This is a genomic window from Geobacillus sp. CCR (assembly GCF_052906625.1).
Map to the genome: position 1 here is coordinate 17,923 of NZ_JBREBQ010000004.1, position 25,285 is coordinate 43,207.

At 54.6% G+C, this 25,285-nt stretch carries 25 protein-coding genes; 3 read left to right on the plus strand and 22 right to left on the minus strand.

What is annotated here, in order from left to right; all coding sequences use genetic code 11:
• Window positions 1–22 precede the first annotated feature (22 nt).
• From ACVBDQ_RS03125 to ACVBDQ_RS03210, 18 genes are all read right to left on the minus strand, one after another.
• Window positions 23–727, minus strand: coding sequence for a DUF881 domain-containing protein (locus ACVBDQ_RS03125; RefSeq protein WP_011230621.1), 705 nt, complete (start codon window positions 725–727; stop codon window positions 23–25).
• Window positions 708–1,493: a cell division protein DivIB gene (divIB, locus tag ACVBDQ_RS03130; protein WP_011230620.1), complete on the minus strand. Its 786-nt coding sequence runs from the start codon at window positions 1,491–1,493 to the stop codon at window positions 708–710. The genes ACVBDQ_RS03125 and divIB overlap by 20 nt, the downstream gene beginning before the upstream one ends.
• 212 nt (window positions 1,494–1,705) lie before the next feature.
• The gene (spoVE, locus tag ACVBDQ_RS03135) at window positions 1,706–2,806 is read right to left on the minus strand and encodes a stage V sporulation protein E (RefSeq protein WP_011230619.1); all 1,101 of its coding nucleotides are present in this window, start codon (window positions 2,804–2,806) and stop codon (window positions 1,706–1,708) included.
• Window positions 2,807–2,859: 53 nt separating this feature from the next.
• The gene (gene murD / locus ACVBDQ_RS03140) at window positions 2,860–4,215 is read right to left on the minus strand and encodes a UDP-N-acetylmuramoyl-L-alanine--D-glutamate ligase (RefSeq protein ID WP_013145847.1); all 1,356 of its coding nucleotides are present in this window, start codon (window positions 4,213–4,215) and stop codon (window positions 2,860–2,862) included.
• The gene (mraY, locus tag ACVBDQ_RS03145) at window positions 4,216–5,190 is read right to left on the minus strand and encodes a phospho-N-acetylmuramoyl-pentapeptide-transferase (RefSeq protein WP_011230617.1); all 975 of its coding nucleotides are present in this window, start codon (window positions 5,188–5,190) and stop codon (window positions 4,216–4,218) included. It lies immediately after the preceding gene.
• A complete protein-coding gene (locus ACVBDQ_RS03150) occupies window positions 5,169–5,630 on the minus strand; it encodes a hypothetical protein (RefSeq protein ID WP_011230616.1) in 462 nt (153 codons plus the stop codon). The genes mraY and ACVBDQ_RS03150 overlap by 22 nt, the downstream gene beginning before the upstream one ends.
• Complete coding sequence (locus ACVBDQ_RS03155) at window positions 5,627–7,096, minus strand: UDP-N-acetylmuramoyl-L-alanyl-D-glutamate--2,6-diaminopimelate ligase (protein WP_446663041.1); 1,470 nt, start codon at window positions 7,094–7,096, stop codon at window positions 5,627–5,629. Before ACVBDQ_RS03155 ends, ACVBDQ_RS03150 begins: the two co-directional genes overlap by 4 nt.
• 113 nt (window positions 7,097–7,209) lie before the next feature.
• On the minus strand, window positions 7,210–9,144 hold the full coding sequence (locus ACVBDQ_RS03160) for a stage V sporulation protein D (protein ID WP_011230614.1): 1,935 nt from the start codon (window positions 9,142–9,144) through the stop codon (window positions 7,210–7,212).
• 71 nt (window positions 9,145–9,215) lie between these two features.
• On the minus strand, window positions 9,216–11,426 hold the full coding sequence (locus ACVBDQ_RS03165) for a penicillin-binding protein (RefSeq protein WP_446663042.1): 2,211 nt from the start codon (window positions 11,424–11,426) through the stop codon (window positions 9,216–9,218).
• Window positions 11,427–11,432: 6 nt separating this feature from the next.
• Complete coding sequence (gene ftsL / locus ACVBDQ_RS03170; RefSeq protein ID WP_011230612.1) at window positions 11,433–11,789, minus strand: cell division protein FtsL; 357 nt, start codon at window positions 11,787–11,789, stop codon at window positions 11,433–11,435.
• Window positions 11,790–11,884: 95 nt separating this feature from the next.
• Window positions 11,885–12,817 carry a 16S rRNA (cytosine(1402)-N(4))-methyltransferase RsmH gene (gene rsmH, locus ACVBDQ_RS03175; RefSeq protein WP_011230611.1) on the minus strand — a complete coding sequence of 311 codons (933 nt, stop codon included), beginning with the start codon at window positions 12,815–12,817 and terminating at the stop codon, window positions 11,885–11,887.
• 278 nt (window positions 12,818–13,095) lie between these two features.
• Window positions 13,096–14,724: a bacillithiol biosynthesis cysteine-adding enzyme BshC gene (bshC, locus tag ACVBDQ_RS03180; RefSeq protein WP_011230610.1), complete on the minus strand. Its 1,629-nt coding sequence runs from the start codon at window positions 14,722–14,724 to the stop codon at window positions 13,096–13,098.
• Between the two features lie 82 nt (window positions 14,725–14,806).
• Window positions 14,807–15,193, minus strand: coding sequence for a DUF3397 domain-containing protein (locus ACVBDQ_RS03185; protein WP_011230609.1), 387 nt, complete (start codon window positions 15,191–15,193; stop codon window positions 14,807–14,809).
• Window positions 15,186–16,106: a 2-dehydropantoate 2-reductase gene (locus ACVBDQ_RS03190; RefSeq protein WP_014195370.1), complete on the minus strand. Its 921-nt coding sequence runs from the start codon at window positions 16,104–16,106 to the stop codon at window positions 15,186–15,188. Before ACVBDQ_RS03190 ends, ACVBDQ_RS03185 begins: the two co-directional genes overlap by 8 nt.
• Before the next feature lie 69 nt (window positions 16,107–16,175).
• Window positions 16,176–16,754: an RsfA family transcriptional regulator gene (locus ACVBDQ_RS03195; protein ID WP_011230607.1), complete on the minus strand. Its 579-nt coding sequence runs from the start codon at window positions 16,752–16,754 to the stop codon at window positions 16,176–16,178.
• Window positions 16,755–16,823: 69 nt separating this feature from the next.
• Window positions 16,824–17,579, minus strand: coding sequence for an enoyl-CoA hydratase/isomerase family protein (locus ACVBDQ_RS03200; RefSeq protein ID WP_138187210.1), 756 nt, complete (start codon window positions 17,577–17,579; stop codon window positions 16,824–16,826).
• A 166-nt stretch (window positions 17,580–17,745) separates the two neighbouring features.
• Complete coding sequence (rpmF, locus tag ACVBDQ_RS03205; protein ID WP_011230605.1) at window positions 17,746–17,919, minus strand: 50S ribosomal protein L32; 174 nt, start codon at window positions 17,917–17,919, stop codon at window positions 17,746–17,748.
• A gap of 145 nt (window positions 17,920–18,064) precedes the next feature.
• On the minus strand, window positions 18,065–18,604 hold the full coding sequence (locus ACVBDQ_RS03210) for a YceD family protein (protein WP_011230604.1): 540 nt from the start codon (window positions 18,602–18,604) through the stop codon (window positions 18,065–18,067).
• A gap of 309 nt (window positions 18,605–18,913) precedes the next feature.
• On the opposite strand from ACVBDQ_RS03210, the gene ACVBDQ_RS03215 reads away from it, so the two are divergent.
• A complete protein-coding gene (locus ACVBDQ_RS03215; protein WP_138187208.1) occupies window positions 18,914–20,134 on the plus strand; it encodes a nucleotidyltransferase in 1,221 nt (406 codons plus the stop codon).
• Here the strand turns inward: ACVBDQ_RS03215 and ACVBDQ_RS03220 are convergent.
• Both ACVBDQ_RS03220 and ACVBDQ_RS03225 read right to left on the minus strand, forming a co-directional pair.
• On the minus strand, window positions 20,107–21,126 hold the full coding sequence (locus tag ACVBDQ_RS03220; protein WP_138187206.1) for a SepM family pheromone-processing serine protease: 1,020 nt from the start codon (window positions 21,124–21,126) through the stop codon (window positions 20,107–20,109). The two genes, ACVBDQ_RS03215 and ACVBDQ_RS03220, sit on opposite strands and share 28 nt — an antisense overlap.
• Window positions 21,123–21,911: a patatin-like phospholipase family protein gene (locus ACVBDQ_RS03225; protein ID WP_011230601.1), complete on the minus strand. Its 789-nt coding sequence runs from the start codon at window positions 21,909–21,911 to the stop codon at window positions 21,123–21,125. The genes ACVBDQ_RS03220 and ACVBDQ_RS03225 overlap by 4 nt, the downstream gene beginning before the upstream one ends.
• Before the next feature lie 131 nt (window positions 21,912–22,042).
• Here ACVBDQ_RS03225 and ylbJ point away from each other — a divergent pair, with 131 nt between their 5' ends.
• Window positions 22,043–23,278: a sporulation integral membrane protein YlbJ gene (gene ylbJ, locus ACVBDQ_RS03230; RefSeq protein WP_011230600.1), complete on the plus strand. Its 1,236-nt coding sequence runs from the start codon at window positions 22,043–22,045 to the stop codon at window positions 23,276–23,278.
• 139 nt (window positions 23,279–23,417) lie between these two features.
• Here the strand turns inward: ylbJ and coaD are convergent, their stop codons facing one another.
• On the minus strand, window positions 23,418–23,912 hold the full coding sequence (coaD, locus tag ACVBDQ_RS03235; protein ID WP_011230599.1) for a pantetheine-phosphate adenylyltransferase: 495 nt from the start codon (window positions 23,910–23,912) through the stop codon (window positions 23,418–23,420).
• Entirely contained in the window at window positions 23,878–24,474 is a 597-nt protein-coding gene (gene rsmD / locus ACVBDQ_RS03240) for a 16S rRNA (guanine(966)-N(2))-methyltransferase RsmD (RefSeq protein WP_011230598.1), read from the minus strand. Before rsmD ends, coaD begins: the two co-directional genes overlap by 35 nt.
• Window positions 24,475–24,869: 395 nt before the next feature.
• Between rsmD and ACVBDQ_RS03245 the strand changes: the two genes are divergently transcribed.
• Window positions 24,870–25,259: a DUF7147 family protein gene (locus ACVBDQ_RS03245; protein WP_011230597.1), complete on the plus strand. Its 390-nt coding sequence runs from the start codon at window positions 24,870–24,872 to the stop codon at window positions 25,257–25,259.
• The last annotated feature ends 26 nt before the right edge of the window (window positions 25,260–25,285 follow it).

Here is a 25,285-nt window from a genome sequence, read left to right on the forward strand (position 1 = left end):
TCACCGCCCCTTTCCGCCCGTTTTACGGCTCGGGCGCAAACACCGGATCCAACACGATCGCTCCTTGCTTTTCCACTTTTACGTCGATATGGTCTTCGACAAGTTCGTCGACGATGCCGCCGGGAAGCTCTAGAGCGGACATGAGCACGTCCGGATTGCCAATGGCCGAAATGACAAACGGAGCGGCATGCTGCGTTCCATCGACCTCAATGACTGGGCCGTTGCAGACGATGTATGAACGGTGGGAAATGCGCTGCCCATTAATAGCGACCGCTTCGGCGCCGGAAATGAGCAACTCGTGAACAACTTTCCATACGTGCTGTTCATGAACGATATAATTGGTAGCGCTCGCTTCAGAGGGGATATAAGAGGAATCGGAAAGGGTGACTGCTACACCTTTCCCTTTCACCCTCGCTTTTCCGACATGCATGCGCAGCTGTTCCGCTTCTTTTGCCAATCCGGCCTCGTTCTCCTGCTCCTCGGCCAGCTTCTTCTCCCACGCAGCCAGCTCCTCCTGCTTTTTGACAAGCTGCTGCTTGAGCGACCGGTTTTCTTTTTGCAAAGCAAGAAGCGCCGAGCGATATTCGTACTCTTTTTTCCACTCGCTGTCGCTCCATTCGCGGCGGGATGCTTCGTTTTTCGCATGTTGGTACGAGAACCCGAGCATGGCGCCGAAGATCAAGCAGATCAACGTCAGCAGGAGGCGGCTACGGGCTTGTCGTTTCATCGCCATCCTCCTTTTTCGGGGGGGAGTAAGGAACAAAATAGCTGCCGACTTCCAAATGAATGACTCCTTTGACGTTTCGGTCAAGCGCGGCGGCAATCGCAGGATAATGCGACAGCTTGTCCGCAAATTGCCGGATTGTCGCGCTTACTTCATAACCGTCATTCATGTAGACGATGACGCGGTCTTCATATTCCCTCGTCGGCTTGTAGTGAATTTCCGACATGGCGCCCAGCACGGCCGCGGGCAGTTCGGCGAGCTGCCCCGTCATTTCAGCAATGGCGTCGCCGTCTTTCCAGCCGACAAGCACCGGCGCATCGCTTGGCGCCGTCTTCGTCCCTTCTTGCTTTAACAGCCGCCCGTTTTCAAGCAATGGAAAAAACGTTTGCCGGTCATACACATAAGCGATTCGCCGCCATTCGCGGACGTGGATGGCGATCGTGTTCGGCAGCTGTTTTTCCACTGTGGCCTCCTTAATTTCTGGATGGCGAGTGAGCTTTTTTTCCACGTTTTGTTCATTCACTTTCCAAAAGCTTGTCCGCTTCGTAATGCCGCTTAAGCTGATGATGCGCTCCGCTGTGAGATGACGGTTGCCGCTCACTTCCACATGCCCGACAGCGCCAAGCGGCGACTGGAAGTAAAGGACGCACAAAATAAATAGAAAAAAGAAAGATAAGTACGCAATGAGCCGGCGGTTCGCTTTCTGGCGGCGCCGCTCCTTCAGTTTCGGCACGCGGTCCTCCAAGACGACGACTTTTCCCTTTTCCATCGCATTCCCCGCTTTCTTCTTCAAAGCCCGCGCTGAAACGACCGGTATAAAAACAAACGGCATCCGCTGCCGTTTCTTTGTTTTTGCACTTATTTTCATTATATCACAAATGAATGCAAGAGAGAGCCTGTTTTTATCGCATTTGCCGGCACCGTTCGACGATGGGCTGCGTTCGAGAGACGCCAAAAAAACGGCGGACATCCGCCGCTTGCCTAATACCGGGCATGCCTGCTGATATTAAGCAGCACGCCGATGGCCATCAACATCAACGTCAGCGACGATCCGCCGTAGCTTAAAAACGGGAGCGTGATGCCGGTAACGGGCATCAGTCCCGTCACAACGCCGATATTGATCATCACTTGAATCGCGATCATCGAAATAATGCCAAGCGCCAAAAAACTTCCGTACAAGTCAGGGGCGCCAAGGGCAATGCGCACACCGCGCCAAAGAAGAAGAGCAAAGAGCAGGAGAACGAGTGAACCACCGATAAAGCCGAGCTCTTCAGCTAAAATGGCGAAAATAAAGTCGGTTTGCGGCTCCGGCAAGTAAAAAAACTTTTGTCTGCTCTGCCCGAGCCCAAGGCCGAACAAGCCGCCCGGCCCAATGGCGTACAGCGACTGGATGATTTGAAATCCGCTTCCAAGTGGATCTTCCCATGGGTTTAAAAACGATGTAATCCGCTTGATTCGATATGGAGCCGACAGGATGAGGGCGGCAAGCCCAGCGAGCCCCAAAACGCCAAGCCCGGCAAAATGGCTGAGACGGGCGCCGGCGACGAAAATCATCGTCACGCACGTACCAACCATAACGGTGCCCGTTCCTAAGTCCGGCTGCAGCATAATCATGCCGAACGCGGCAAACACAAGCAAAAGCGCCGGCAACAGTCCTTGTTTAAATGACGTAATTTTTTTTTGGTTTTCCGATAAATATTTGGCCAAAAAAGCGATCATAGCCAGCTTCATAAACTCGGACGGCTGGATCGAAAACGCCCCGACGCCGATCCAGCTGCGCGACCCGTTGCGAACCATGCCGATGCCGGGAATGAGCACAAGAACGAGCAGCACAAAACAGACGCCAAGCAGCACTTTCGACCAGTCGCGCCACACCCAATAATCGATGTTCATGACAAAAAACATAGCGATAATGCCGACGCCCGCAAACAATAGCTGGCGCTTGGCGAAGAAAAACGAATCGTTGAATTTGTATTCCGCCCAAATGGCGCTCGCGCTGTACACCATAATAAGTCCGATGGCCAAGAGCGAAAACGTCAAAAGAATGAGCAAAAAATCCGGCGCAGACTTTTTCCGCGGCAATGCCCAACACCTCTATTTTTGTAAACTAGAGGGGAAGGGCTGTCCCTTTCCCTCTATTTCAACTTATGCACGGCATTGATAAAAATGTCCCCTCTCTCCTCGAAAGTTTTGTATTGATCCCAGCTGGCGCATGCTGGAGAGAGCAAAATGACGTCGCCCGGTTCGGAAAGCTCGAAAGCAACCGGGACGGCTTTTTCCACATTATCGACATATCGGATCGTTTCTATTCCCGCTTTTTGGGCGATGCGGCCGATTTTATCCGCCGTCTGGCCGAACAGTACGACCGCCTTCACCTGTTGCAAATACGGGAGAAGATCATCAAACTCATTGCCGCGGTCAAGCCCGCCAGCGAGCAAAATGACCGGCTCGCCGGCAAACGCTGAAAGCGCCTTTTGCGTCGCTAAGATGTTCGTCGCTTTCGAGTCGTTGTAAAACCGCCGGCCGTCAATTTCCGCCACATACTGAAGCCGATGTTTCACGCCGGAAAACGTCGCCAGCACCTGGCGGATCGCCTCATCACTGGCGCCGGCCAGCTTGGCGGCCGCCACCGCCGCTAAAATGTTTTCCAAATTGTGCTGTCCAGGAAGAACGATGTCAGCGATTCTGATAACTGGATCACCGTTCCAATAGATGGCGCCATCTTGAACGTACGCCCCTTCGCCAAGAAGCTTCGTCGCCGAAAACAGCACTTTTTGCGATCGAACCGAGGAGGCAATGTTCATCACGAGCGGATCGTCGGCATTGACGACGGCATAATCGCGCTCCGTTTGATTGCGGAAAATGTTCGCCTTTGCCGCTGCATACGCCTCTTTCGTTCCGTGGTAGTCCAAGTGGGCGTCGAAAATATTGAGCAAAACCGCAATGGCTGGGCGAAACTTGTCAATGCCGGCAAGCTGGAACGAAGACAGTTCCGTGACAAGCCATTGCCCCGGCTTCGCTTCCCTCGCCACCTCGCAGGCGACAAGGCCGATGTTGCCGGCAAGCAGCGGATCTTGGCCGTCCGCTTTTAACATTTCGTAAATGAGCGTCGTCGTCGTCGTTTTTCCGTTGGACCCGGTGATGCCGATAAACGGCCCTTCGGAAATGTGATAAGCAAGCTCCACTTCGGTCACAACCGGAAGCCCCTTCTCAAGCGCCTTTTTCACCATCGGGTTCGTGTACGGAATGCCCGGGTTTTTCACGACAAGGTCAAACGGCTCATCAAGCAGTTCAAGCGGATGACCGCCGCAAACGACGCGAATGCCCAGCGGTTCAAGCTGCTTGGCCTCCATGTTTTCCGAAAGCGGCTTTTGATCATTGACGACGACCTTAGCGCCTAACTCCGCAAGAAGCCGAGCTGCCGCCGCTCCGCTTTTCGCCAATCCAATGACAAGCACACGACGATGTTGATAAAAACGAGTCGGTTTCAATTACATCCACACCTCGATATAAATTCCTAGCATCGCAAATAAAAGGCCGACGGCCCAAAACGTCACAACGATCCGCCATTCTGACCAGCCGACAAGCTCATAATGATGATGAAGCGGACTCATGCGGAACACGCGCCGTCCCGTCGTTTTGAACGAAGCCACTTGAATGATGACCGACAGCGTCTCGATGACAAACACACCGCCGATGATGACAAGCAACAGCTCAAGCTTCGTCAGGACAGCGACAGCGGCGATCGCCCCGCCAAGTGCGAGCGAGCCGGTGTCGCCCATAAACACTTTCGCTGGGTGGGCGTTAAACACTAAAAAGCCAAGCACGGCGCCAACAACAGCGACGCAAAATACAGCGACATCGTACTGGCCTTGATTCCAAGCCAAGACGGCATAAGCGCCAAAGGCGATCGCCGCCGTTCCGGCAAGCAGCCCGTCAAGCCCGTCGGTCAAGTTGACAGCGTTCGAACCGCCGACAAGCATGAACAACAAGAGCACGCCGTACGCCCATCCGAGGTCGACCGACCAATCGGCGCCGGGAATATGTAACACCGTCGAAAAGCCGCTTTGGCGGTAGACGGCAAAAAAGATGGCTGCGATAAGGAGCTGGCCGATAAATTTTTGCCGGCTCGTCAAGCCAAGATTTCGCTTCATCACGACTTTGATCATATCGTCGAGGAAGCCGAGCACCCCATAGCCGACGGTGACCAACAACAGCAAATACGTCCTCGTCGACAAGCCGGCGATTTTTGGTGTGATCCATAAGGTCGTTGCCACAATCGCCAACAAAATCATGATGCCGCCCATCGTCGGCGTGCCTGATTTTTTTTGATGCGACTTCGGCCCTTCCTCGCGGATGCTTTGTCCGAATTTCAACCGCCGCAAAAACGGGATGAACAGCGGCGACAAAACGACAGTGATGAGAAAGGAAACCGCCATGGCAATCACGATCGCTTGTTCTGGCATGCATCGTCACATCCTTTAAACGGCCGAGCGTCCAGCCATCGCTTCTCCAATTCCGCCAGTCGGCGGCGCACAGCCTCGCCAGCAAGGGGGCTGTCTTCAGGAAGAGCGAAGAAAAACTGCACACCCTCTGCACGGTCTTGCTCCAAGTATCGCTCGAACAATGCCGCTGCCGCCTCGAGCGGCGACGGAACGAAAAAGATCGGAAATTGATTTGGAATGTAGCGCGGCAACGGCTCTCCCAGACGCCAAAATGAAGCGATCGCTCCGTGTTCAATCGCCGTTTTCAATGTTTCCGCCCCGTTTTCGAGCGGAACGAACAACCCTTTTTTCACTTGTTTGGCTGGGTTGACGAACACGGCGTGAAAGCGGATCGTTTCATCAACAATGCCGCGCGCCTCCACCGCCATCGATTGCACCGTCCTGTATGCGATCATGGTCATCCTCTCTCCTTCACTGCCGCTCGGGCAACAGCGCGATCGTCAAACTCAATCACATCGTTGCCAATGATTTGATACGTTTCATGCCCTTTGCCGGCAATCAACACAACATCGCCTTCCTGCGCCTGGCCAATGGCGTAGCGGATCGCCTCTTCACGGTCAGGAATCGTCACATGCTTTCCGATCTCAGCGCTTACTCCCGCTTCCATGTCGCGCAAAATTTGCTTCGGGTCTTCCGAACGCGGATTGTCGGAGGTAAAAATAGCGACATCCGCATACCGCACCGCCACCTGCGCCATGAGCGGCCGTTTCGACCGGTCGCGGTCGCCGCCGCAGCCGATGACGACATACACGTTTCGCTTCGCCAATTGGCGCACCGTTTTTAAGGCATTTTCTAAACTGTCCGGCGTGTGGGCGTAATCGACGATGATCGTAAAGTTTTGCCCTTCATCAACCGTTTCAAACCGCCCCGGCACCGGCTCGACATCCGCAAGCGCCGCGGCGATCGTTTCAAGCGAAAAGCCAGAGGCAAGGCAGGCAGCGGCAGCGGCGAGAATGTTATAGACATTGAACGAGCCGACAAGTTTCGTTTCGACCGCCGCCGATCCGTGCGGCGTGCAAAGCCGAAACGCCATGCCGCCTGCGGTCATGCGGATCTGTTCCGCCATCACATCGCTTTTTTCCCTCATCCCGTATGTGACGATCGGCGCGGCCGTCATATGTTTATAATACTGCGAAACCGGATCGTCATGATTGAGAACGGCAAATTTCGGCCGCCGTTCGTCGTAGCGGTTGCCGAGCTGGGCAAACAAAAGCCCTTTGGCGTTCCGATATTCTTCCATTGTCCCGTGATAATCCAAATGGTCTTGCGTTAAGTTCGTAAAGACGGCCACATCGTAATCGCAGCCATGCACCCGCCCTTGGTGCAGCGCGTGCGACGACACTTCCATGGCGACAAACTCCACTCCTTCATCGACCATCTGTTTAAACGTGCGCTGCAAAATGAGCGACTCCGGCGTCGTATTGGCCGCCGGATAGGAGCGGTCGCCGACCTTGATGTGAACCGTGCCAATGAGCCCTGTTTTCTTGCCGGTTTTTCTCGCGATTTGTTCGATGATCGACGTTGTCGTCGTCTTGCCGTTTGTGCCTGTCACTCCGATTAAATGAAGGCGGTGGGTCGGCCGCCCGTAAAACGCGTCCGCTAAAATCGCCATCGCCCGCCGGCTGTCCGACACAAGAACGACGGGAACATCAACGGAAAGCGGCCGCTCGGCCACGATCGCCGCCGCTCCGCGCGCCACCGCTTCCTCGGCAAAGTCGTGTCCGTCTACTGTAAACCCTTTAAGGCAAAAAAAGAGAGAACCGGGGGCAACGCGGCGCGAGTCCATTTCGAGCGCCACGATATCGGGATTGCCTCCATGGTGCACCCAAAAACCGGGCAAGTGTGACAGCAGCGTCAGCAGTTTCATATTTCGTTCATCCCTTTCGCTTCGAAATCGTCCGCTCCGTTAGGCAGACAGCGGAAAAAGGGGCACAACCAACCCGATGTGTCATCGCATCGGTCGCCCCTTGCACGTTCGTCTTACCGTTCTTCTACCGCTTCGCGTTTCGCCAAATAAATGCGGACCGTTGAGCCTTCTTTCACTTTCGCCCCTGGCTTCGGGGATTGTTCAACAACGACATCTCCCTCGCCACTAACATCTAATTTTAAGTCAAAAAGCTGCTCTTGCAAATCATTTTTTGTCATTCCGATCAAGTTTGGCACTTCAATGACTTTCGGCTCGTTCCAGTCGCGCTCCTTCTCGAGCTGGTCTTTGCGGGGCTTCACGCCCAACGTGCGCAAACTATCTTCCATAATTTTTCCTACAATCGGGGCAGCGACCGTGCCGCCGAACTGAACCGTTCCTTTCGGGTTGTCGACGGCGACGTACACGACAAGCTTCGGGTCATCCGCCGGAGCGAAGCCGATGAACGAAACGATATGGTTGTTTTGCAAATAGCGGCCGCCTTGCGCCTTTTGCGCCGTTCCCGTTTTGCCGCCGACGCGGTACCCTTCGACATACGCCTTTTTCCCTGTTCCTTGAGCGACGACGCTCTCAAGTGCGTAACGGACTTGTTTCGATGTTTCCTCGGAAATGACGCGCCGTTTCGCTTTTGGCGTGTTGCGGCGGACGATCTCTCCTGTTTCCGGGTCGACCCACTGCTTGGCAATGTACGGAGTGTACAAAATGCCGCCATTGATTGCCGCCGACACGGCAGCGACTTGCTGGATCGGCGTCACCGACACTCCTTGGCCAAACGCCGTCGTTGCCAGTTCCACCGGCCCGACCCGTTTCAAATCAAACAAAATGCCTGTTCCTTCGCCTTGCAAGTCGATGCCCGTTTTCTCACCAAAACCGAATTGCTTAATGTAACGAAACAACGTCTCCTTTCCAAGCCGCTCGCCAAGCTCGACAAACCCCGGGTTGCACGAGTTTTGCACGACTTCCAAAAACGTCTGATCTCCGTGGCCGCCTTTTTTCCAGCAGCGAAGCGTAGCGCCGGCTACTTTGGCGTAGCCCGGGTCAAAGAAATGGTCTTTCAGCAAATTCACCTTATGTTCCTCAAGCGCTGCGGCCAGCGTAATGATTTTAAACGTCGATCCCGGTTCGTACGTGCTCCAAATCGGCAAGTTGCGGTTGTAAATTTCCGGAGGAACGCTCCGGTAATCCGCTGGATTGAACGTCGGCCGGCTCGCCATCGCCAAAATTTCACCGGTGTTCGGGTCCATGGCGATCGCGATGATGCCGTCCGGATTGTATTTCGCCTCCGCGATGTCAAGTTCGCGCTCAATGATCGTCTGAATGCGCGAATCGATCGTCAACACCAAATTCAAGCCGTCAGTCGGCGGCGTATAGTCATCAGCGATATCGGGCATGCGCCGCCCTTTCGCATCGGAATAAAACTGCACGGAGCCGCGCTCGCCCCTCAGTTCCTTGTCATAATACAGCTCCAACCCGGTGAGCCCTTGGTTGTCAATGCCGGTGAAGCCGAGCACGTGCGACAAATAGCTGCCAAACGGATAGTAGCGCTTCGTATCTTCCGCGATATACACCCCATCCAAGTCGAGGGAGCGCACATTCGCCGCTTTTTCATCGGAAATTTTCCGCCCTTCTTTCAGGCGGACGATCGACGTTTTTTGCGTGATTTGTTTATAGATGGATTCGATCGAACCACCCAGCACCCCGGCCAGCTTTTTCGCCGCCTCTGCCGGGTTTTTGACTTGCCGCGGAATGACATACACCGTCGGCGCGCTCATGTTCGTCGCCAGCGGGACGCCGTTGCGGTCCAAAATTTCGCCTCGCTTCGGCTCAAACGGAATGTTCCGGCCCCATAGCCCTTTCGCCCGTTCCGCTAATAGATCGCCGAGCCAAAATTGGACGTAGCCGAGACGGAGATCGATAATGGCAAAGATCAAAATCCCGATCAAAAACACGATCGTCAACCGCTTGCGCACGGTAACGTACGATACGCGCATATGGCGGAACCTCCTTCATGGTGGGCTCGTTCCACTATATGCTTGTACGCCCCGTTATAGAACGGCAAAAATCATTCATGCGGCTCGGCTTCTTTCCGTAAAGCCGCCTCTTTCTCCTTCTCCGCCGCCTCTTTCTCCCATTGGCGCGGCGGAGCCAATTCAACAATTAAATAATCGCCTTTGCGCACCTCCGCTCCCGGACGAATGTTTTGGCTGACGACATAGCCGGTCCCTTTCGTGCTCGGCCGCAAGCCGAGTATATGAGCCACTTTCATAGCGTCGCGCAGCGAGAAGCCGCGCAAATCCGGCATCGTTGCCGCCCCGTCCGTTTTCAACACGACCCGTTCGCCCAAAAGAACGTGATCGCCGCCTTGCGGAAGCTGCTGCTCAACATATTTGCCGCGGCCGATCACGACCGGCACATATCCCTTTTCCTTCAGCTGCTCTGCTGCCGAAGCCGCCGGCTGGCCGATCCATGAATCAAGCGCCTGCGGTTGGGCAGTCTTTGCTTTCATTCGTTTTTCCCCGTTCGGTTCAATATGCAAATATTGCAAACTGCTTTTCATCACCGTTGTAAAAATTTGCGAAACAGGCGCCGCTCCGGTTTCCGTCACATCCAACCGCGGCTGCTGAACAGCTACATACATGAGAAGGCGCGGATCATCCGTCGGCGCCATGCCTAAAAACGAGAAAATATAATTTTCCCGTCCGGTCAAATAGCCGCCGGAAGCGGATGGAATTTGCGCCGTCCCCGTTTTGCCGGCGACGCGGTAGCCGTCAATTTGGTACGGGCGGCCGGTGCCGTGCTCGGACGTGACGACCGTCTCTAAAATGGCGCGCACTTTGCGCGCGGTTTCCGCCGTAATCGGCTCGCCGACCACGGTCGGCCCATGATCGAGCACGACTTTGCCGCTGTCTGGGTCGACGACTTTCTCGATGACATACGGCTTCATCATTTTCCCATCGTTGGCGATCGCCGTCGCCGCTTGGATTTGCTGGATTGGCGTCACCGATGTCCCTTGGCCGAATCCGGTCGTAATTCGTTCAATCGGGTAGCGATAGCGGATTTGTCCGACCGCTTCGTTCGGCAAATCGATGCCCGTTTTCCGGTCAAAATGGAAACGATGCAAATACTGCAAAAACCGGTCTTCCCCGAGCTTTTCTTTCACCAAAATGGAAAAAGCGACGTTCGAAGAGCGCTGCACCCCTTCATTGAACGTAATCGTCCCCCAACCGACATCGTTATGGTCGCGGATGGTGTTCGGCCCCACTTTGTAGGAACCGGAGCGATACGTTTCGTTGCCGTTATACACTCCTTCGTTGATGGCCGCCGCGAGCGTGAACACTTTCATCGTCGATCCCGGCTCATACGGATAGGAAATGGCGTCATTTAAAAAGTTCGTAATATCACGCTTGTTTGGGTCAAAGCTCGGACGCGTCGCCATCGCCAAAATTTTCCCTGTTTTTGGATCAGCGACGATGGCGATCATTTTTTTCGGCTTGTATTGCTTCTCGACGCTGTTCATCGCATCTTCCAAAAACGATTGAATCTTTCCGTCAATCGTCAAATAGACGTTTGCCCCATTGTCCGGCTTGACAATGCGCTCTTTCCCCCCGGGGAGGCGGAAGCCGTTTATGTCGCCGGCAAACGACACATAGCCGTCTTCTTCACGCAAATACCGGTCAAGCTCTTTTTCCACTCCCATTTTGCCGACCGTTTCGTTGGCTGCATTTTTTTGCGCATAGCCGATGACGTGCGACGCAAACATGCCGTTCGGATAAAACCGGCTCGTGTCGCGGATGAAAGCGATGCCTGGCAAATGGAGCGCTTCGATTTTTCGCTTCAGCTCAAAACTGATGTTGCGGCCGTAGGCCCCAAACTCGACTTGCTTCGCTTTTTTGGTCAAAATGCGTTCCATCGCCTCGACGTCCATGCCAAGCAACGGGGCGAGTTGTTCCGCTGTTTTTTTCGGATCGACCACATGGTGCGGATGATCTGGATCGGTTGTCATCTTCGGATCCAAAATGGCCACAACCGTATACGACGGTACATCTTCAGCCAAAATGGCGCCGTTGCGGTCGAAAATCGTTCCGCGCTTCGCCTTGATCGTCCGCGTTTGTTGATGCTGCCGCTCCGCGATCACAGCCAGCGTTTGGCCGTCCGCTTTGCCGGTCCATTCAAGCTGCACAAAGCGGGCGAACAACAGAGAAAAGAGAAAGCCGAACAGGCAAAACAGGATGAACGCTCCCTGATGGGTGTTGCGATGCTTTCTTGCCTCCATCGCCGATCATTCCTGCACAACTTTCACATGGTTTTCGTTGAGCGACAAACCGAGCTCTTTTGCCTTTTGCAAAATGCGTTCGTACGCGCTCAGCCGTTGCACCTCGACATATAGGTCATTGTTCTCCTTTTTCTGCTCGTCAATCGACGCCTCGAGCTTTTGCACCCCTTTGTTCAATTCGTAAATGCGCACTTGGTTCGAGACGATATGAACCGCCGCATAGAAGACAAACAAGAAAAACAACACAAATAGCATCTTTTCAGCCAGCGACAGGCGAAAGCGCTGCTTCCGCCGCGTCTTCGGGCTTGGCGGTGCCGCCGGATGTCGTTGTTCACGCGCGACTTTGACTGCTGCATCGTTCACATTTTTCCCCTCCTGTTTCTCCATGCATTCGTTTTTCGCCGCAATGGGCGGCGCCCACATTGAAATTGGTTGTGTTTCCCCGCTATTTTCGTCATCTACAGCTTTTCGGCAATGCGGAGTTTGGCCGAACGGGCGCGGTGGTTTCGTTCGAGCTCTTCCTCGGAAGGAACGATCGGTTTTTTTGTAATGATTTTCAGCACGGGGCGGTAGTCGTCGGGGAGAACCGGAAGCCCCGGAGGCAATGGCGGACTTTCGCTCGCCTTTTTAAACGTTTCTTTGCAAATGCGATCTTCAAGCGAATGAAACGTAATGACGCTCACCCGTCCACCGGGTGCAAGCAGTTCGATCGCCTGCTCGAGCGCCTCGCGAAACGCCTCAAGTTCGTCGTTGACCGCGATGCGGAGCGCCTGAAAAATGCGTTTGGCCGGGTGTCCGCCGCTGCGGCGAGCCGGGGCGGGAATCGCCGCCTTGATCACATCAACGAGCTCCCCCGTCGTTTTAATCGGCCTCGTGCGGCGCACTTCCTCGATTTTGCGCGCCACTTGCTTCGAAAACCTCTCTTCGCCGTAACGGAAAAAGATGCGGACGAGCTCCTCGTATGGCCAGCAGTTGACAATCTCCGCCGCCGTCAGCCGCTGCTTGCGGTTCATCCGCATATCAAGCGGCGCATCGTGCTGATAACTGAAGCCGCGCTCGGGTTCGTCAAGCTGCGGTGAAGAAACACCCAAATCAAACAAGACGCCGTCGACGGACTTGACGCCAAGCGCCGAAAGCTCCTCTTGCAAAAACCGGAAGTTCCGGTGCACAAACTGCACTTGCCGGCCGTAGCGGGCGAGCCGTTCGCGCGCATGCATGATGGCGGCTTCGTCTTGGTCAAAGGCAAACAGCTTCCCATGTTCCGACAAACGGGAGAGCAAATATTCGCTATGGCCGCCGCTGCCCAGCGTACAATCGACGTAAATGCCGTCAGGGCGGATGTTCAGCCCATCGACTGCCTCTTTCAGCAACACTGTTGTATGTTGAAACACATGTCCACCACCTTCGTTGCGTAAAGCCACACTCACATCGGCCAGTGGCCGCCTCCTTATTATATCGCAAAGATGGACAAAATTTTAGCTTTTTTTGTAAAAAAACGTCCTTTTTTGTTTCTTTTTGTCGGACGGGCCAATCACAGCCATCCTGGCGGCTTCACCCCTTTACTTTTATTTCCATTTAATGAATGTTGTTTTTTTACAATTCATTTCACAAAAAAGAAAATCCTGCTCAAAGCAGGATGTTTCTTTTCGACTTTTTCTTTGAAAAAGCCTCACATATATACAATTTTATGCATTCCATTGCCAGGACTGCGAATGGCCAAAAGTTTTTCTACAAAATCAAATCCGTAGCGGTTGATGTAATAAAACACGTTCCAAACCCGCTCCTGGAGCGCGCCGTTCGGCCGAAGCGACGTCTCGATGCGCCAAAATTTCCGCCACTCCGTCTCATGTTTGCGCAACAGCGCCCGCTCGAGCGCGTGCTGAAGAAACTCGATTTGCGCCTGAAGGATGGCGGCATTTTTCGCCACCAATCCCTCCAATCCGCGGTCAATCGCCACCCCAAGCTCACGAAGCGGCCGGTGCGCCGCGTCAATGTCCGCCTTCGCTTTGGCAAACGCCGAAGCAAGCGGCGCTTGAGCGGTCGCCTCCCGCCACTCCCGCTTTGCTTCATCGAGCCGCCCAGTCAATACATCAGCCACCTCAAGGCCGATATCGGACAGGTCGGTTTGCAGCGAACGGCTGACAATCGTCGCCTGCAGACGCGGCACGACTGGAGGCATTTCTAGGTCGAAAAGCGGGAACGCCTCTTTCAATTCCGCCCAATAAGCGATCTCCCCCGGTCCGGCAACGAAAGCGAGCGTCGGCAGCAAATGCTCTTGCATGAGCGGACGGGTGACGACATTGTTGCTTAAACGGGCCGGATTCGTTTCGGCAAGCTCAAGCAGCTCTTCTCTTGTCCAAACGAGAGTTCCCGCTTTATTGTGAAACAGGCCGCGTTCCTCATCATACTGCAAAAGCGAACGTTCACGGCCGTCGTAATAAAACAAGTTGGCCGCGTCACGACCGATTTCAATCAGCGGCGCATATCCGAGCGTGCGCAACGCCTCTTGCTGAGCGAGCACCGCGGCCGTCACATCGCGATGGCGTTCAATGAGCGCAGCGAAAAAGCGGCGCTCAAGCGGCCGCACCGCCGCATCGCCAGCGTTCAAAACAACTAAACCGTGATCAGCGAACAACCGGAGCACAATGGCGGCAAAAAAGTCGACAAACGTGCGCGCCTCATCAAGACACGATGACAAAAAGAAGAGCAGCTCATTCGTCACGTCCGTTTCCCCATATGTTTTGACGACGCGCTCGATCCACTCTTTCGCAGCCATCCGGTCCAGCAGCACATCGGCGGCCATCCGTTTTTCGTTCGTTTTGTGTGGGTACGCTGCTTTTTTTACTTCTCCTTCCTCAACGACATAGACATGATCGATTTCCGCGATGTCATGATCTTCGCCGGCGATCCAAAACAGCGGCACGACCGGCACGCCCAATTTTCGTTCCTGCTCTTTGGCAAGCTGGATGATGGTGATGATCTTATAAATCGTATACAGCGGCCCAGTCAACAGCCCGGCTTGCTGCCCGCCGACAATGACGACGCTTCGCTCATTGCGCAGTTTCTCAATGTTTGCCATCGTAGCCACACTCGCCGAGAAGCGCCGGTGATAAGCACGCAAATAGTCGGCAAGCCCTTCTCGGTCATAGGTTCTTCCTTGCAAATAGGCCAACCGCCGACAAAACGCTTCATCGTCCGCCTGGGCATAAGCGAAGCCGCTCTCTGCTGGAAACGCGCCGGTTATGTAATCAGCCGCCAATTTCGTCGCTGCTGGCAACGGAATTTCGCGAACTTCCATGGCTAAAAACTCCCTTTCTTATGTATTCTTTCATGAGTATAGCACGTTTATTGCCAAGAGAAAAAAGGCTTGCTCGGCCACACTAAAGGCTCATCGCAACGCGAATGGCCATTCCGTATACAAGCAGCCCGGCGTAAAGGGAGGCAAAAATGAGAAAACTCGCCCGCCAAAAGACGCGGAACACCGTCCGCAACCGAAAGTCCGCCTTTTTCCGCCAATAGCCAAGCGCGATCGCCGCGTGCAGACCAAACAAAAAGAGAAGAAGAGGAACGAAGTACGATTTCCCAAACAGCACTGTCAGCAAAAAATAGACAGCGGCGATGAAAAAAACAGTCGCAGCGTTGACCGCGGCGTAAAACGCTGCCCGCCTCCGCCTGCCGACCAAGCGTGCTCCGAAGTAGACGAGCAAAAACAGCAGAAGCGGCGCGGTCACAAACGTCGCCAGCGTTGAAGCGAGCCAATCACCCATCCGTCTCTCTCCCTTCCTTCCCTTTCACCGCGCAAAAGACAAAGCGGACGACCGGCAGCATAGCGCCGCGCGCCTCCCCTTGTTTCAACACATAGCCCAAAATGGCGTCAATCTCCGTCCGGCGCCCGTTCGCCAAGTCCATATACATCGACGAATAGTTGTCCGCTGTTTTTTGGCATATGCGGACGACGCGCTCCCACGCCCGATTGGCGTCTTCAAGCGGCAGCACGTTCCGCACCTCATCAAACAGCTGCCTCATCATATCGCGGTACGGAGCCGTTTCTAGCAGCGCCCCGTTTTTCACTTGCAATAGAGCGGTGAGCGGATTGATGACGGCGTTGACGACAAGCTTGTCCACAAGAATGCGCTCCCAATCATCGGCCCATTCGATCGGAAAGCCGCGCTCCCCTTCCCGAAGCTCCCGGGCGTCGCCAAGTGAACCGTAGCGGGAAGCAAGTGTCAGCTTTCCGGCGCCCGTATGCGCCACCGTCCGGTCATCTAGCTTCATTGCGCCATGCTCCACGACGCCGACGAGGACATTTTTGTCGGCAAACATCGTCAACTGCTCGAGATGTCCCATGCCGTTTTGCAAAAAAACGAGCGTGCGAACGCGGCGAAACGCGTCGATTTGCGCACAGACGGAAGCGAGATCGTACTGTTTGACGGTCACAAACACGAGCGGCTCGTCCAGCTCCGCTCCAGCAAACGGCTGCGCGCGCACCGCCACGACCGATGTCTCGCCATCTTTTTTTAGCGCCACACCATGCTCGGCAAGCTGCCTTGCTTGGGACGGACGCCTCGTATAGACCGTCACCCCATGGCGCCGCCCAAGATAAGCGGCGAGCAGCAATCCGACTGCTCCGCCGCCGACAATCCCAATGTTCAATCCTTCTCCCCCGCTTTCTTGCAACATGGCGTTAGCCTTATTTTAGCAGAGATCTTCTTCTTCCGTTAAGAAAAAAAGCCGGCGAAAAGCCAGCCTTTACCCTTCGTCGACGCCTTCAGCCACTGCATTCGGCGCCGGTTTCCCGCTGTCTGTCACCATTTTGCGCGCCCGCTCCATAATGGAAAGCAGCGTTTTATACTCCTCCTGGATCGCAGCTAGTTGTTTTTGCAGCGATTCTTTTTCCATTTGCAACTTCGTTACCATTTGCTGCAGCTGCTCCATATCGTTTTTGAGCGCCCGGTTTTCATCGGCCGTCCGTCGAGCGTCGCGCGCCTTTTGCTCCTCAGCTTGCAAAAAGGCCAGCACTTCCGCCCATGACAAATGGCTTTTGACTGCCGCTTCCACCTTCTCCTGCCCCTCGCTTTCCTTTGTTGATGGGGTTTCTTTTTTTCGCATCTTCCGTTCTTGCTTGGCTTGCTCGATCTCCTCCTTGTACTGCTTGCGAACGCACGAATTCCAGCGAAATCCGCACGCTGCCGCCGTCCGCGACAAGCGCCGCCCGACTTCGGCAAACGCCTCCAGCTGGGTGCCGCCTTCGCGAATATACTGAAGCACAACATTCGCCAACAACTCATCCTCTTCTTTCGTCCATGCATCTTGACGTACTCCCGTCATCCCCTTCCCCCCTTATCGCCGCTTTGTCATTATATGTATGCGGCTAGTAGAAACGGTAGAAGGAAAAAATTACTTCTTACACAAAAAAGGACGCAATGCCTGTTCATGTTCAGCCGACCCCCACAGCTCGGCGCAACGGGCGATCTCGGCGAAAAACCGCTCTCGAAACCAAGCTGTTCGCCATTTTTCGCCGGCTGCGGCCTTATATGCCTGCAAGACGGAAAGCGACCGCTCCGCATAAGGCGCCAGCCGTTCACGCCATTGTTCGTGCCAATGTTCGGCTGGTAGGATGGCGTCAACCCAACCGCACGCTTCCATCGCCTCCGCCGTCATCGGCTCGGCGCGCAGCAATACATCAAGCGCCCGCCCGTACGGAAGTTTGGCAAACAGCATCGAAGCTCCTCCCCAGCCGGTCGTAATGCCAAGTCGACCTTGCACAAATCCGATCCGGCTTCCTTCTTTGGCAAAGCGAAAATCGCAAGCGGTCGCCAGCTCGCAGCCGCCCCCCATCGCTGTTCCGTTGACAAGGGCGGCCGTCGGCTTCGGAAACGTCAGCAGCCTGTACAGCAGCTCTCCCATGCGCATGAGCATCTGTCTTGCCTCCGTGCCGCGCAAATGCCCAAACTCACTTAAATCGCCGCCGGAGCAAAACGCCTCGCTGCCGGCGCCGGTAATGGCGAACACTTTCACCTGTGGATCAGCCGCCGCCTGTTCCATCGCCTCCTCAAGCGCCCCCATCACGGCAAAATTGATCGCATTCCGTTTCTCTGGACGGCAAATCGTAAACAGTGCAATGCCGTCATGATGCTCCAACATTGCTTCCATCAGCACGTCTCTCCTTTCTTCATCACATCAATGAATTGGGTGCGTTCTCTTCAATTTCCTGCCTCACGACGAAAAAAACTGCCGCCTAGACGAACAGCGTTGATTTTTTGCAGACAATCAAAAAGGCTGTCCTCTTTTCGGACAGCCTGTCGTTCGATGTCGGCCATTATTTGTTGACGACATCTCTTCCTTTGTATGTTCCGCATGCTTTGCAGACGCGGTGCGCCAATTTCCATTCTCCGCAGTTCGGGCATTGCACCATGCCTGGCACTTGCAGTTTAAAGTGTGTGCGGCGCAGCCGTTTTCTCGTTTTCGATGTTCTTCTAAAAGGTACTGCCATCATTCCCACCTCCTTGTCGGGCGCATTTTGGCATATCCATGCCGGCGAATCAGTCAACCTCGAGGCCGCCATCCGCCGGCACACAAGGCGGCTGCCGGACGGTGCGCAATATTCGGCGCCATCGGCCGGCAACGCCGACTCACGATCATTCCTCTCGTTTTTCCTCGAAAAACTTGGCCAGCCCTGCAAGGCGAGGATCTACTTTCTTTTCCCGCTCTTGCATCGCTTTCTCCCATTCTTCTTCCGACAGAACGTCCCATCCTTCCCCATGTTGCGGCGCTCCGCCGGCAACCGGTCCTTCGGCGATCAGCTGCAACGGGATTTCAAGCAAAATCAACTCGCGGATGATGGGATTCAAATCAATCGTGTCCCCCGCCACCATATGGGTGTCCTCATCGGTCTTCACGATGCCGCTGCCATCCGCAAAAAACGTCTCCGTCGTCTGAATGGAAAACGGATACGTCACATCGACAAGCGTCCGCGAACAAGGCAACACCATCGTTCCGGACAACGTCAAATGAAACGTGAATTTTGTCGACCCGACATCCGCTTTTCCTCGGACGTGCACCGGTGAAATATCGCGGATCAACGTGTCAATTTGTTTTAAATCGGACACATCGACCGTCTCATCAATCGCCATTTCCTTATGTTGAAAACGGCGAAGCTGTTGGACCGTCCATTTCATATCATCACCTCAAGGCAACGAATAAAATTATACGTTTCGTTTCTAGTTTTGTCAATGTTTTTTCTTTACAACCACTCATTCCTTGGGAAAAGAACGGCATACTCCCATCATTTCCAAATGCCATTTTGAACATGCACGGTCGGCGCGCGGACATCGGAAAACGGTCGACCGCTTCGTTTCTTTTGCTGTCCTCACCGCATGTTGCCGTTGATCTTCGCCGCTTTCTATTCCATACTAAGTTCAGATAGAATAGACAGCCATTTCGTTGCGGCCAAGCCGCGCGAATCGCCATGAAAGGAGCGAAAAAAGGTGAAAGCCGTCGGCGTGATCGTGGAATACAACCCGTTTCACAACGGTCATTTCCACCATTTGAACGAAACGAGACAAAAGACAGATGCGGACTGTTTGATCGCCGTCATGAGCGGAAACTTCTTGCAGCGCGGTGAGCCGGCCATCGTCTCCAAATGGGCGCGGGCAAAAATGGCGCTCGCCGCCGGCGTAGATGTGGTCATCGAGCTGCCGTACGCCTTCGCTGTGCAAGCGGCTGAACAGTTCGCACATGGGGCGGTGCAGCTGCTTGCGGCGATCGGCTGCCAAGAGCTTTGCTTTGGCAGCGAATCGGGGGAAATTTCCGCTTTTTTATCCGCGGCCAAAACATGGCTTGAACAGAAGGAAACGTTCGATTCCCTCATCCGCACCGGGCTGGCGCGCGGACAAAGCTTTCCGAAAGCCGCCGCTGAAGCGTGGCAAACGTTCGGCGCCGCTCCGCTTGATTTGTCCAAGCCAAACAACGTGCTTGGTTTTGCGTATGTGAAAGCCATTTGGCAAAACAAGCTGGCGATGATGCCGCGCACGATTCCGCGGCTGGCCGCCGGCTATCATGACGAATCATTTTCCCACCCGTCGATTGCGAGCGCCACCAGCCTGCGGAAAACATTGCGACAAACCGGTCGTCTCGAGTCGATCGCGGCGTACGTTCCGCCCGCTACGCTCGAACAACTCCGCCAATATCGGGAGACATACGGGCGCTTTCACGATTGGGAAGTGTATTTTCCGCTCCTAAAATATCGGCTGTTGACCGCCACAGAGGCCGACTTGCGCCGCATCGCCGGCGTGGAGGAAGGGATCGAACACCGGCTGAAGCAACACATCGCCCACGCCGAAACGTTTGCCGCCTTCATTGCCGCCGTCAAAACGAAGCGATACACCTGGACAAGGCTGCAACGCCTATGTGCGCATGTGTTGACAAATTTCACAAAGGAGGAGCAAGCCAAAGCGGCCAACCCGACCTATATCCGGCTGCTCGGCATGAGTGAAGCCGGCCGCCGCTACTTAAAGCAGGTGAAAAAAAGCGCTGCGCTCCCGCTCGTCGCCAGAGCATCCAAACTCAACGGCGACTCTCTTTATGAGCAAGAAAAAAGAGCGGCAGCTGTGTACGCCGCCGCTTTTCCGGAGCCGCTCTACAGCGCCGCGCTGAAAGAAGAATACGCCACGGCGCCGATTTACGCTTCCGGCATCGAACGCAAATAACGAACTGCCTCGTCGAACGTATCGACCGGGACGATTTTCATATGCGTCCCGATTTTTTTCGCCGTCCGCACCGCCTCGCGATAGTTCGACGTCGGCGCACCATGTTCGTTCGGGGCGAAAAACACCTCGGCTCCTTCGCGGTCAGCGGCCACGACTTTTTGCGAAACACCGCCGATCGGCCCGACGTTTCCGTCAAGATCAATCGTTCCGGTGCCAGCGATTTTATGACCTTTTGTAATATCTTCATCGACAAGTTGGTTGTAAATTTCAAGTGAAAACATGAGCCCAGCCGACGGTCCGCCGATTTGTTCCGACTCCACGTCAACCGGCGGGTCGGTGCGGACGTCATAATCGGTCATGAGTGTCACCCCAAGGCCGACTTGGTTCGGGTGCTGTCGAAACGGCTTCAGCTCGAGCTCTGTTTCCTGCCGCTTCCGGCCGCGAATGAATGCGACGCGGACGCGATCACCCGCTTGTTTTCCGCGAATGTAGTTGACCATCTGCTCCGATGTGCCGAGCGGCTTTCCGTCGATCGCGACGATGCGATCGCCGGTCTCTAGACGGCCGGCGGCCGGCATATCAGGGAGGACGCTCATGACATAAACGCCATGAGGTTCATACGACACCGGCTTTCCGGCGTGGCGATAAGCGACGACGATCGCCGCTTCCTTCGACTGTTCCATGAGCTCAAGCTGGCGCATCGTATATTCCTTGTCGCTCTCCCCTTCCTGCTTGATTTCCTCGACCGGATGAAGCTCATAAAAAGGGCGGATATGGGCAAACAAATACGCTATCACATTCGCCCGCCCCATCCGCACCGTCGTAAGCATAAACGTTCCCTTATCGCGGTCGCCGTTTTCCACGTGAACGAGCGGCTTTAAACTTTGCGCGCTTCCCGGCATCGTCACATAATACGGCAGCTTCATAAAAATAAGCAGAAAGGTGAGGGCGGCGCCAAAGAAAAACAGGGCAATATACGTCCGTTTTTTCATTCGTGTGATGGCTCCTTCCACTGTTCGATCGCTTGACGGATCGCTCCCACTTGCTTCCGCGCCTCCTCTTCCCCGCGAGCGATGATTTCCTCAATATCCTTGAACGCCCGCGAGCTATACTGTTCGACTCGCGGCCGGATCATAACGTCTGAGGCGAGCTGACGGTGAGCTACCAGTTCCGCTTGCAAAATATCGAGACTCTGCCAAATGACATCGGCGATCGACGCAATTTCCGCCTTTGTGTTGAGCGGAGAGACATCGACGGCGATGACAATATCCGCTCCCATCGCTCGGACGACCGACACTGGCACCCGGTCAACGACGCCGCCGTCGACAAGCAGTCTGCCATTCACCTCCGCCGGCACAAAAATGCCAGGAATCGAGATGCTCGCCCGCACCGCCTGGGCTGCTTCCCCTTGCCGAAACACGACTTTCTCCCCTGTCTGCAAATCAGCGGCGACAACAGCCACAGGCGGGGACATCTCCTCGATTCGTTTCCCTTTCGTCAACAAGCGAATAAACTGCGTGATGCGCTCGCCAGCGATCAGTCCCATTTTCGGCACCGTCCAGTCAAGAAAATCGTTGCGTCGAAACGATTGAGCCAACCGATAGAGACGATGGAGGCCATGGCCGCTTGCGTAAAGGACGGCGACGAGCGCGCCGATGCTGCTGCCGGCCAAATAGGAAATCGGAATATGCTCCTCCTCGAGCACTTTCAATACCCCAAGATGGGCGAACCCGCGCGCTCCTCCCGACCCGAGCGCCAATCCGACTTTTGGCGGCACGCCTCCTCCCCCCTTTGTCGCAGCGCTATCCGCTTTCATCTTATGGTCTAAAACGCCCCCCTATGCTCGTATATTAGGTTATATGAGGTTGTACTACAAGAAACCGCACGGCAAAAAAAGGGGGGGGAAAAGTGAAACAAAATTGGGGGGCGAAATGGAAAACCGTATTGCTCGCTTCCGCCGCCACCTTGTTTGCGTTTTCGCTCATTTGCTATCCAAAACAGTCGCTTGAAGCGTCCATTCGCGGTTTAAATATGTGGTGGGAGGTCGTCTTTCCATCGCTTTTGCCGTTTTTTATCGTCTCGGAGCTGCTCATCAGCTTCGGCGTCGTCAGCTTCCTTGGCGTCTTGCTCGAGCCGCTCATGCGCCCGTTGTTTCGCGTCCCGGGCGTCGGCGGATTCGCCTGGGCCATGGGAATGGCGTCCGGCTACCCGTCTGGAGCCAAGCTGACCGCCCGCCTGTACCAGGAAAAACAGCTGACGACGATTGAAGCCGAACGGCTCTCGTCGTTCACCAATTCATCCAACCCACTTTTTATTTTTGGAGCTGTATCAGCGGGATTTTTCAACAACCCGCAACTCGGCCTTGTGCTGGCCGTTTCCCACTATTTAGGAAACATTAGCGTTGGGCTGATCATGCGCTTTCACGGCATCCGAAAAGAACGGAGGCAATCGAAGCGGCAGCCACGCTCATTTTCGCTCCCGTATGCGCTGCGCACACTGCACCGCACGCGACTGAAAAACGAACAGCCGCTTGGCAAACTTCTTGGCGACGCCGTGCGCTCTTCTGTCCAAACACTGTTAATGATCGGCGGTTTTATTATTCTCTTTTCGGTTATGAATAAACTTCTGTATATGATGCATTTGACCGAACAGCTTGCCCCATTGCTGCGCCATCTGCTCCGCCTTGCCCAGCTGCCGGAGCAGCTTGACATCCCAGTGTTTTCCGGCTTGTTTGAAATTACACTCGGCAGCCAAATGATCAGTCAGACCGATGAGGCGATGCTGATGGAAAAAGCAGTGGCAACAAGCTTCGTCCTCGCTTTTGGCGGTTTTTCCGTCCAAGCGCAAGTCGCCAGCATTCTCGCCGAAGCGAACATCCGCTTTCAGCCGTTTTTCATCGCGCGCTTGCTGCACGGAGTGTTTGCCGCTTCCTTTACATACTTGCTTTGGAAACCGTTGTACATCAAAACAGCCGGCGGGATGCCGACCCACATCCCAGCGTTTCTTCACGCCGCAAAAGACAGCGCTTGGAATGAAGGCTGGCGGTTGCTGCAGCAATACGGGCCGCTCCTGACACTGTTGTTCCTTTGCCTTTATATATGGCTCGTCATCAAGGCGGTCAGTAAATCGCGCGGGCGCTCATAAGACGCTTGAGCGCCCAGCTTTTTGGCAGCAAAAAGCCATCGGGGCGGTTCGCGTCGTCTCAGCCGTGAGCCGCCCTTGACGGCAAAACCGGGCCGGCGCCGACTGCAATGTTCGCTTAAGCGGCTTTCATAAGGAAGCGTCAATCAGCGGCCGTGGACGCAAATTTCCGCTTCAGCGCCTGCTCAACAACCGGGGGCACGAGCTCGGAAATATCGCCGTTGTATTTCGCCACTTCTTTGACGATGCTCGAGCTTAAAAACGCATACTGGCTGTTCGTCATCATAAAAAACGTTTCAATGTTTTCATCAAGAACGCGGTTCATCGACGTAATTTGCATTTCGTATTCGAAATCGGACACAGCGCGCAAGCCGCGCAAAATGGCATTCGCTTTTTTGCTGCGGGCGTAATCAACAAGCAGGCCGTGAAACGCTTCGACATGGACGTTCGGAAGCGTCCGCGTCACCTCACGAAGCAGCTCGATCCGCTCCTCGACAGTAAACAGCGGCTTTTTCGACGAGTTGTTCAACACCGCCACATACACTTGATCAAACACTTTCGCCCCTCGTTTAATAATATCCAAATGCCCGTACGTCACAGGGTCAAAGCTCCCGGGGCAAACCGCAATGCTCGCCATCGCTTCCATCCCCTTCCCATCTATAAATCGTCACACCGGTGATACCGTATGTTTCCCGCTTCCATCGTGTCAGGCCGCCGACCTCCTCCGGCAGCTCCGCCTCCGCCGAGTGTTCAGCGACGACGACGCCGTGCGGTTCCAGCAACTGACGCCCGGCGATCGACGACAGCAACGTCGGCCACTGTTTCTCTTTGTACGGCGGATCAAGGAAAATAACCGCAAAGCGGAGGCCGCGCTTCGCTACCGCCTTCAGCGCCCGCTCGGCGTCGTTGCAGTAAATTTCCGCCCGCTTCTCAAGCCCGCAGGCCGCCACGTTTTTTCGGACCGTCTGCACCGCTTTCCTGTCTTGATCGACGAAAATGACGCGCTCGATTCCTCGGCTGAGCGCCTCGATGCCCAAGCCGCCGCTGCCAGCAAACAAATCAAGACCGTTGCCGCCTGAGAAATATGGCCCGATCATATTAAATATCGCTTCTTTGACTTTATCGGTCGTCGGCCGCGTCGACATCCCTGGAACCGCTTGCAGACGCCGTCCTTTGCATGTCCCGGAAATGACTCTCATCGCCTTCACCCAATTCACCGTTTCAAGGTGGCCTTGTCATCCATTTGATTCGTTGTTTTCATGGTAATCTTACCATAAAGTTGATGATCGTCAAACTACGGAATTTTTTCGCCATTCATGTATAGAAATCGGCAAACGGTCCATAATGAGTAATGGCAACACGCTTGACGCGTTGTTGCCAGTGACGGAGAAGACTTACGTTTCCCCATAAGTTCTTCCTCCGGTTTCTCCTCTCCCTTTTCTTTATTCTTTCCGATCCTTGTTCCGCCCTGCGCGGAGGCAAGGAACTGGAAAGGGCCTTGCGGGTTCATTTCCGCAAGGTTTTTTTTGATTGCAATTCGCGAGGATGGCCGGTAAAGTTAAGGGTGGACGATGCTTGCAAGGGGGAACGATTCATGATCCAACGATTTATCGAACTTGGCGAAGGATATTCCGATATATATGAGCTGATTGCATTGGCGAAGGCCAACCGCCATCGTTTGTCCGGATTCTTTGTCTTTCATACGGTGAAAAAAGGCCAGGCGGTCGTCTCCTTGGCCGTTGTCCTTCATCCGACGGATCCCGGCGATTTCCAACCACTTTACATTTGCCGTGAAGGCATTCCCGATCCGTCCGTCAAGCCAAACAAACGGTACGAACTATTTATGGAAACCGCAAAGGAGCTGGGCATGGACGTCATTCACCTTGATGTTAAGCCATCGACGATGTTCGCTGAACCCGATTTATATTACCAACATTTGATCGGCATTATGCGGATGAATCGCTTCATCCCGCCGTTGCAGTAAACAAAGAAACAGCGGGTCGAAAAGCC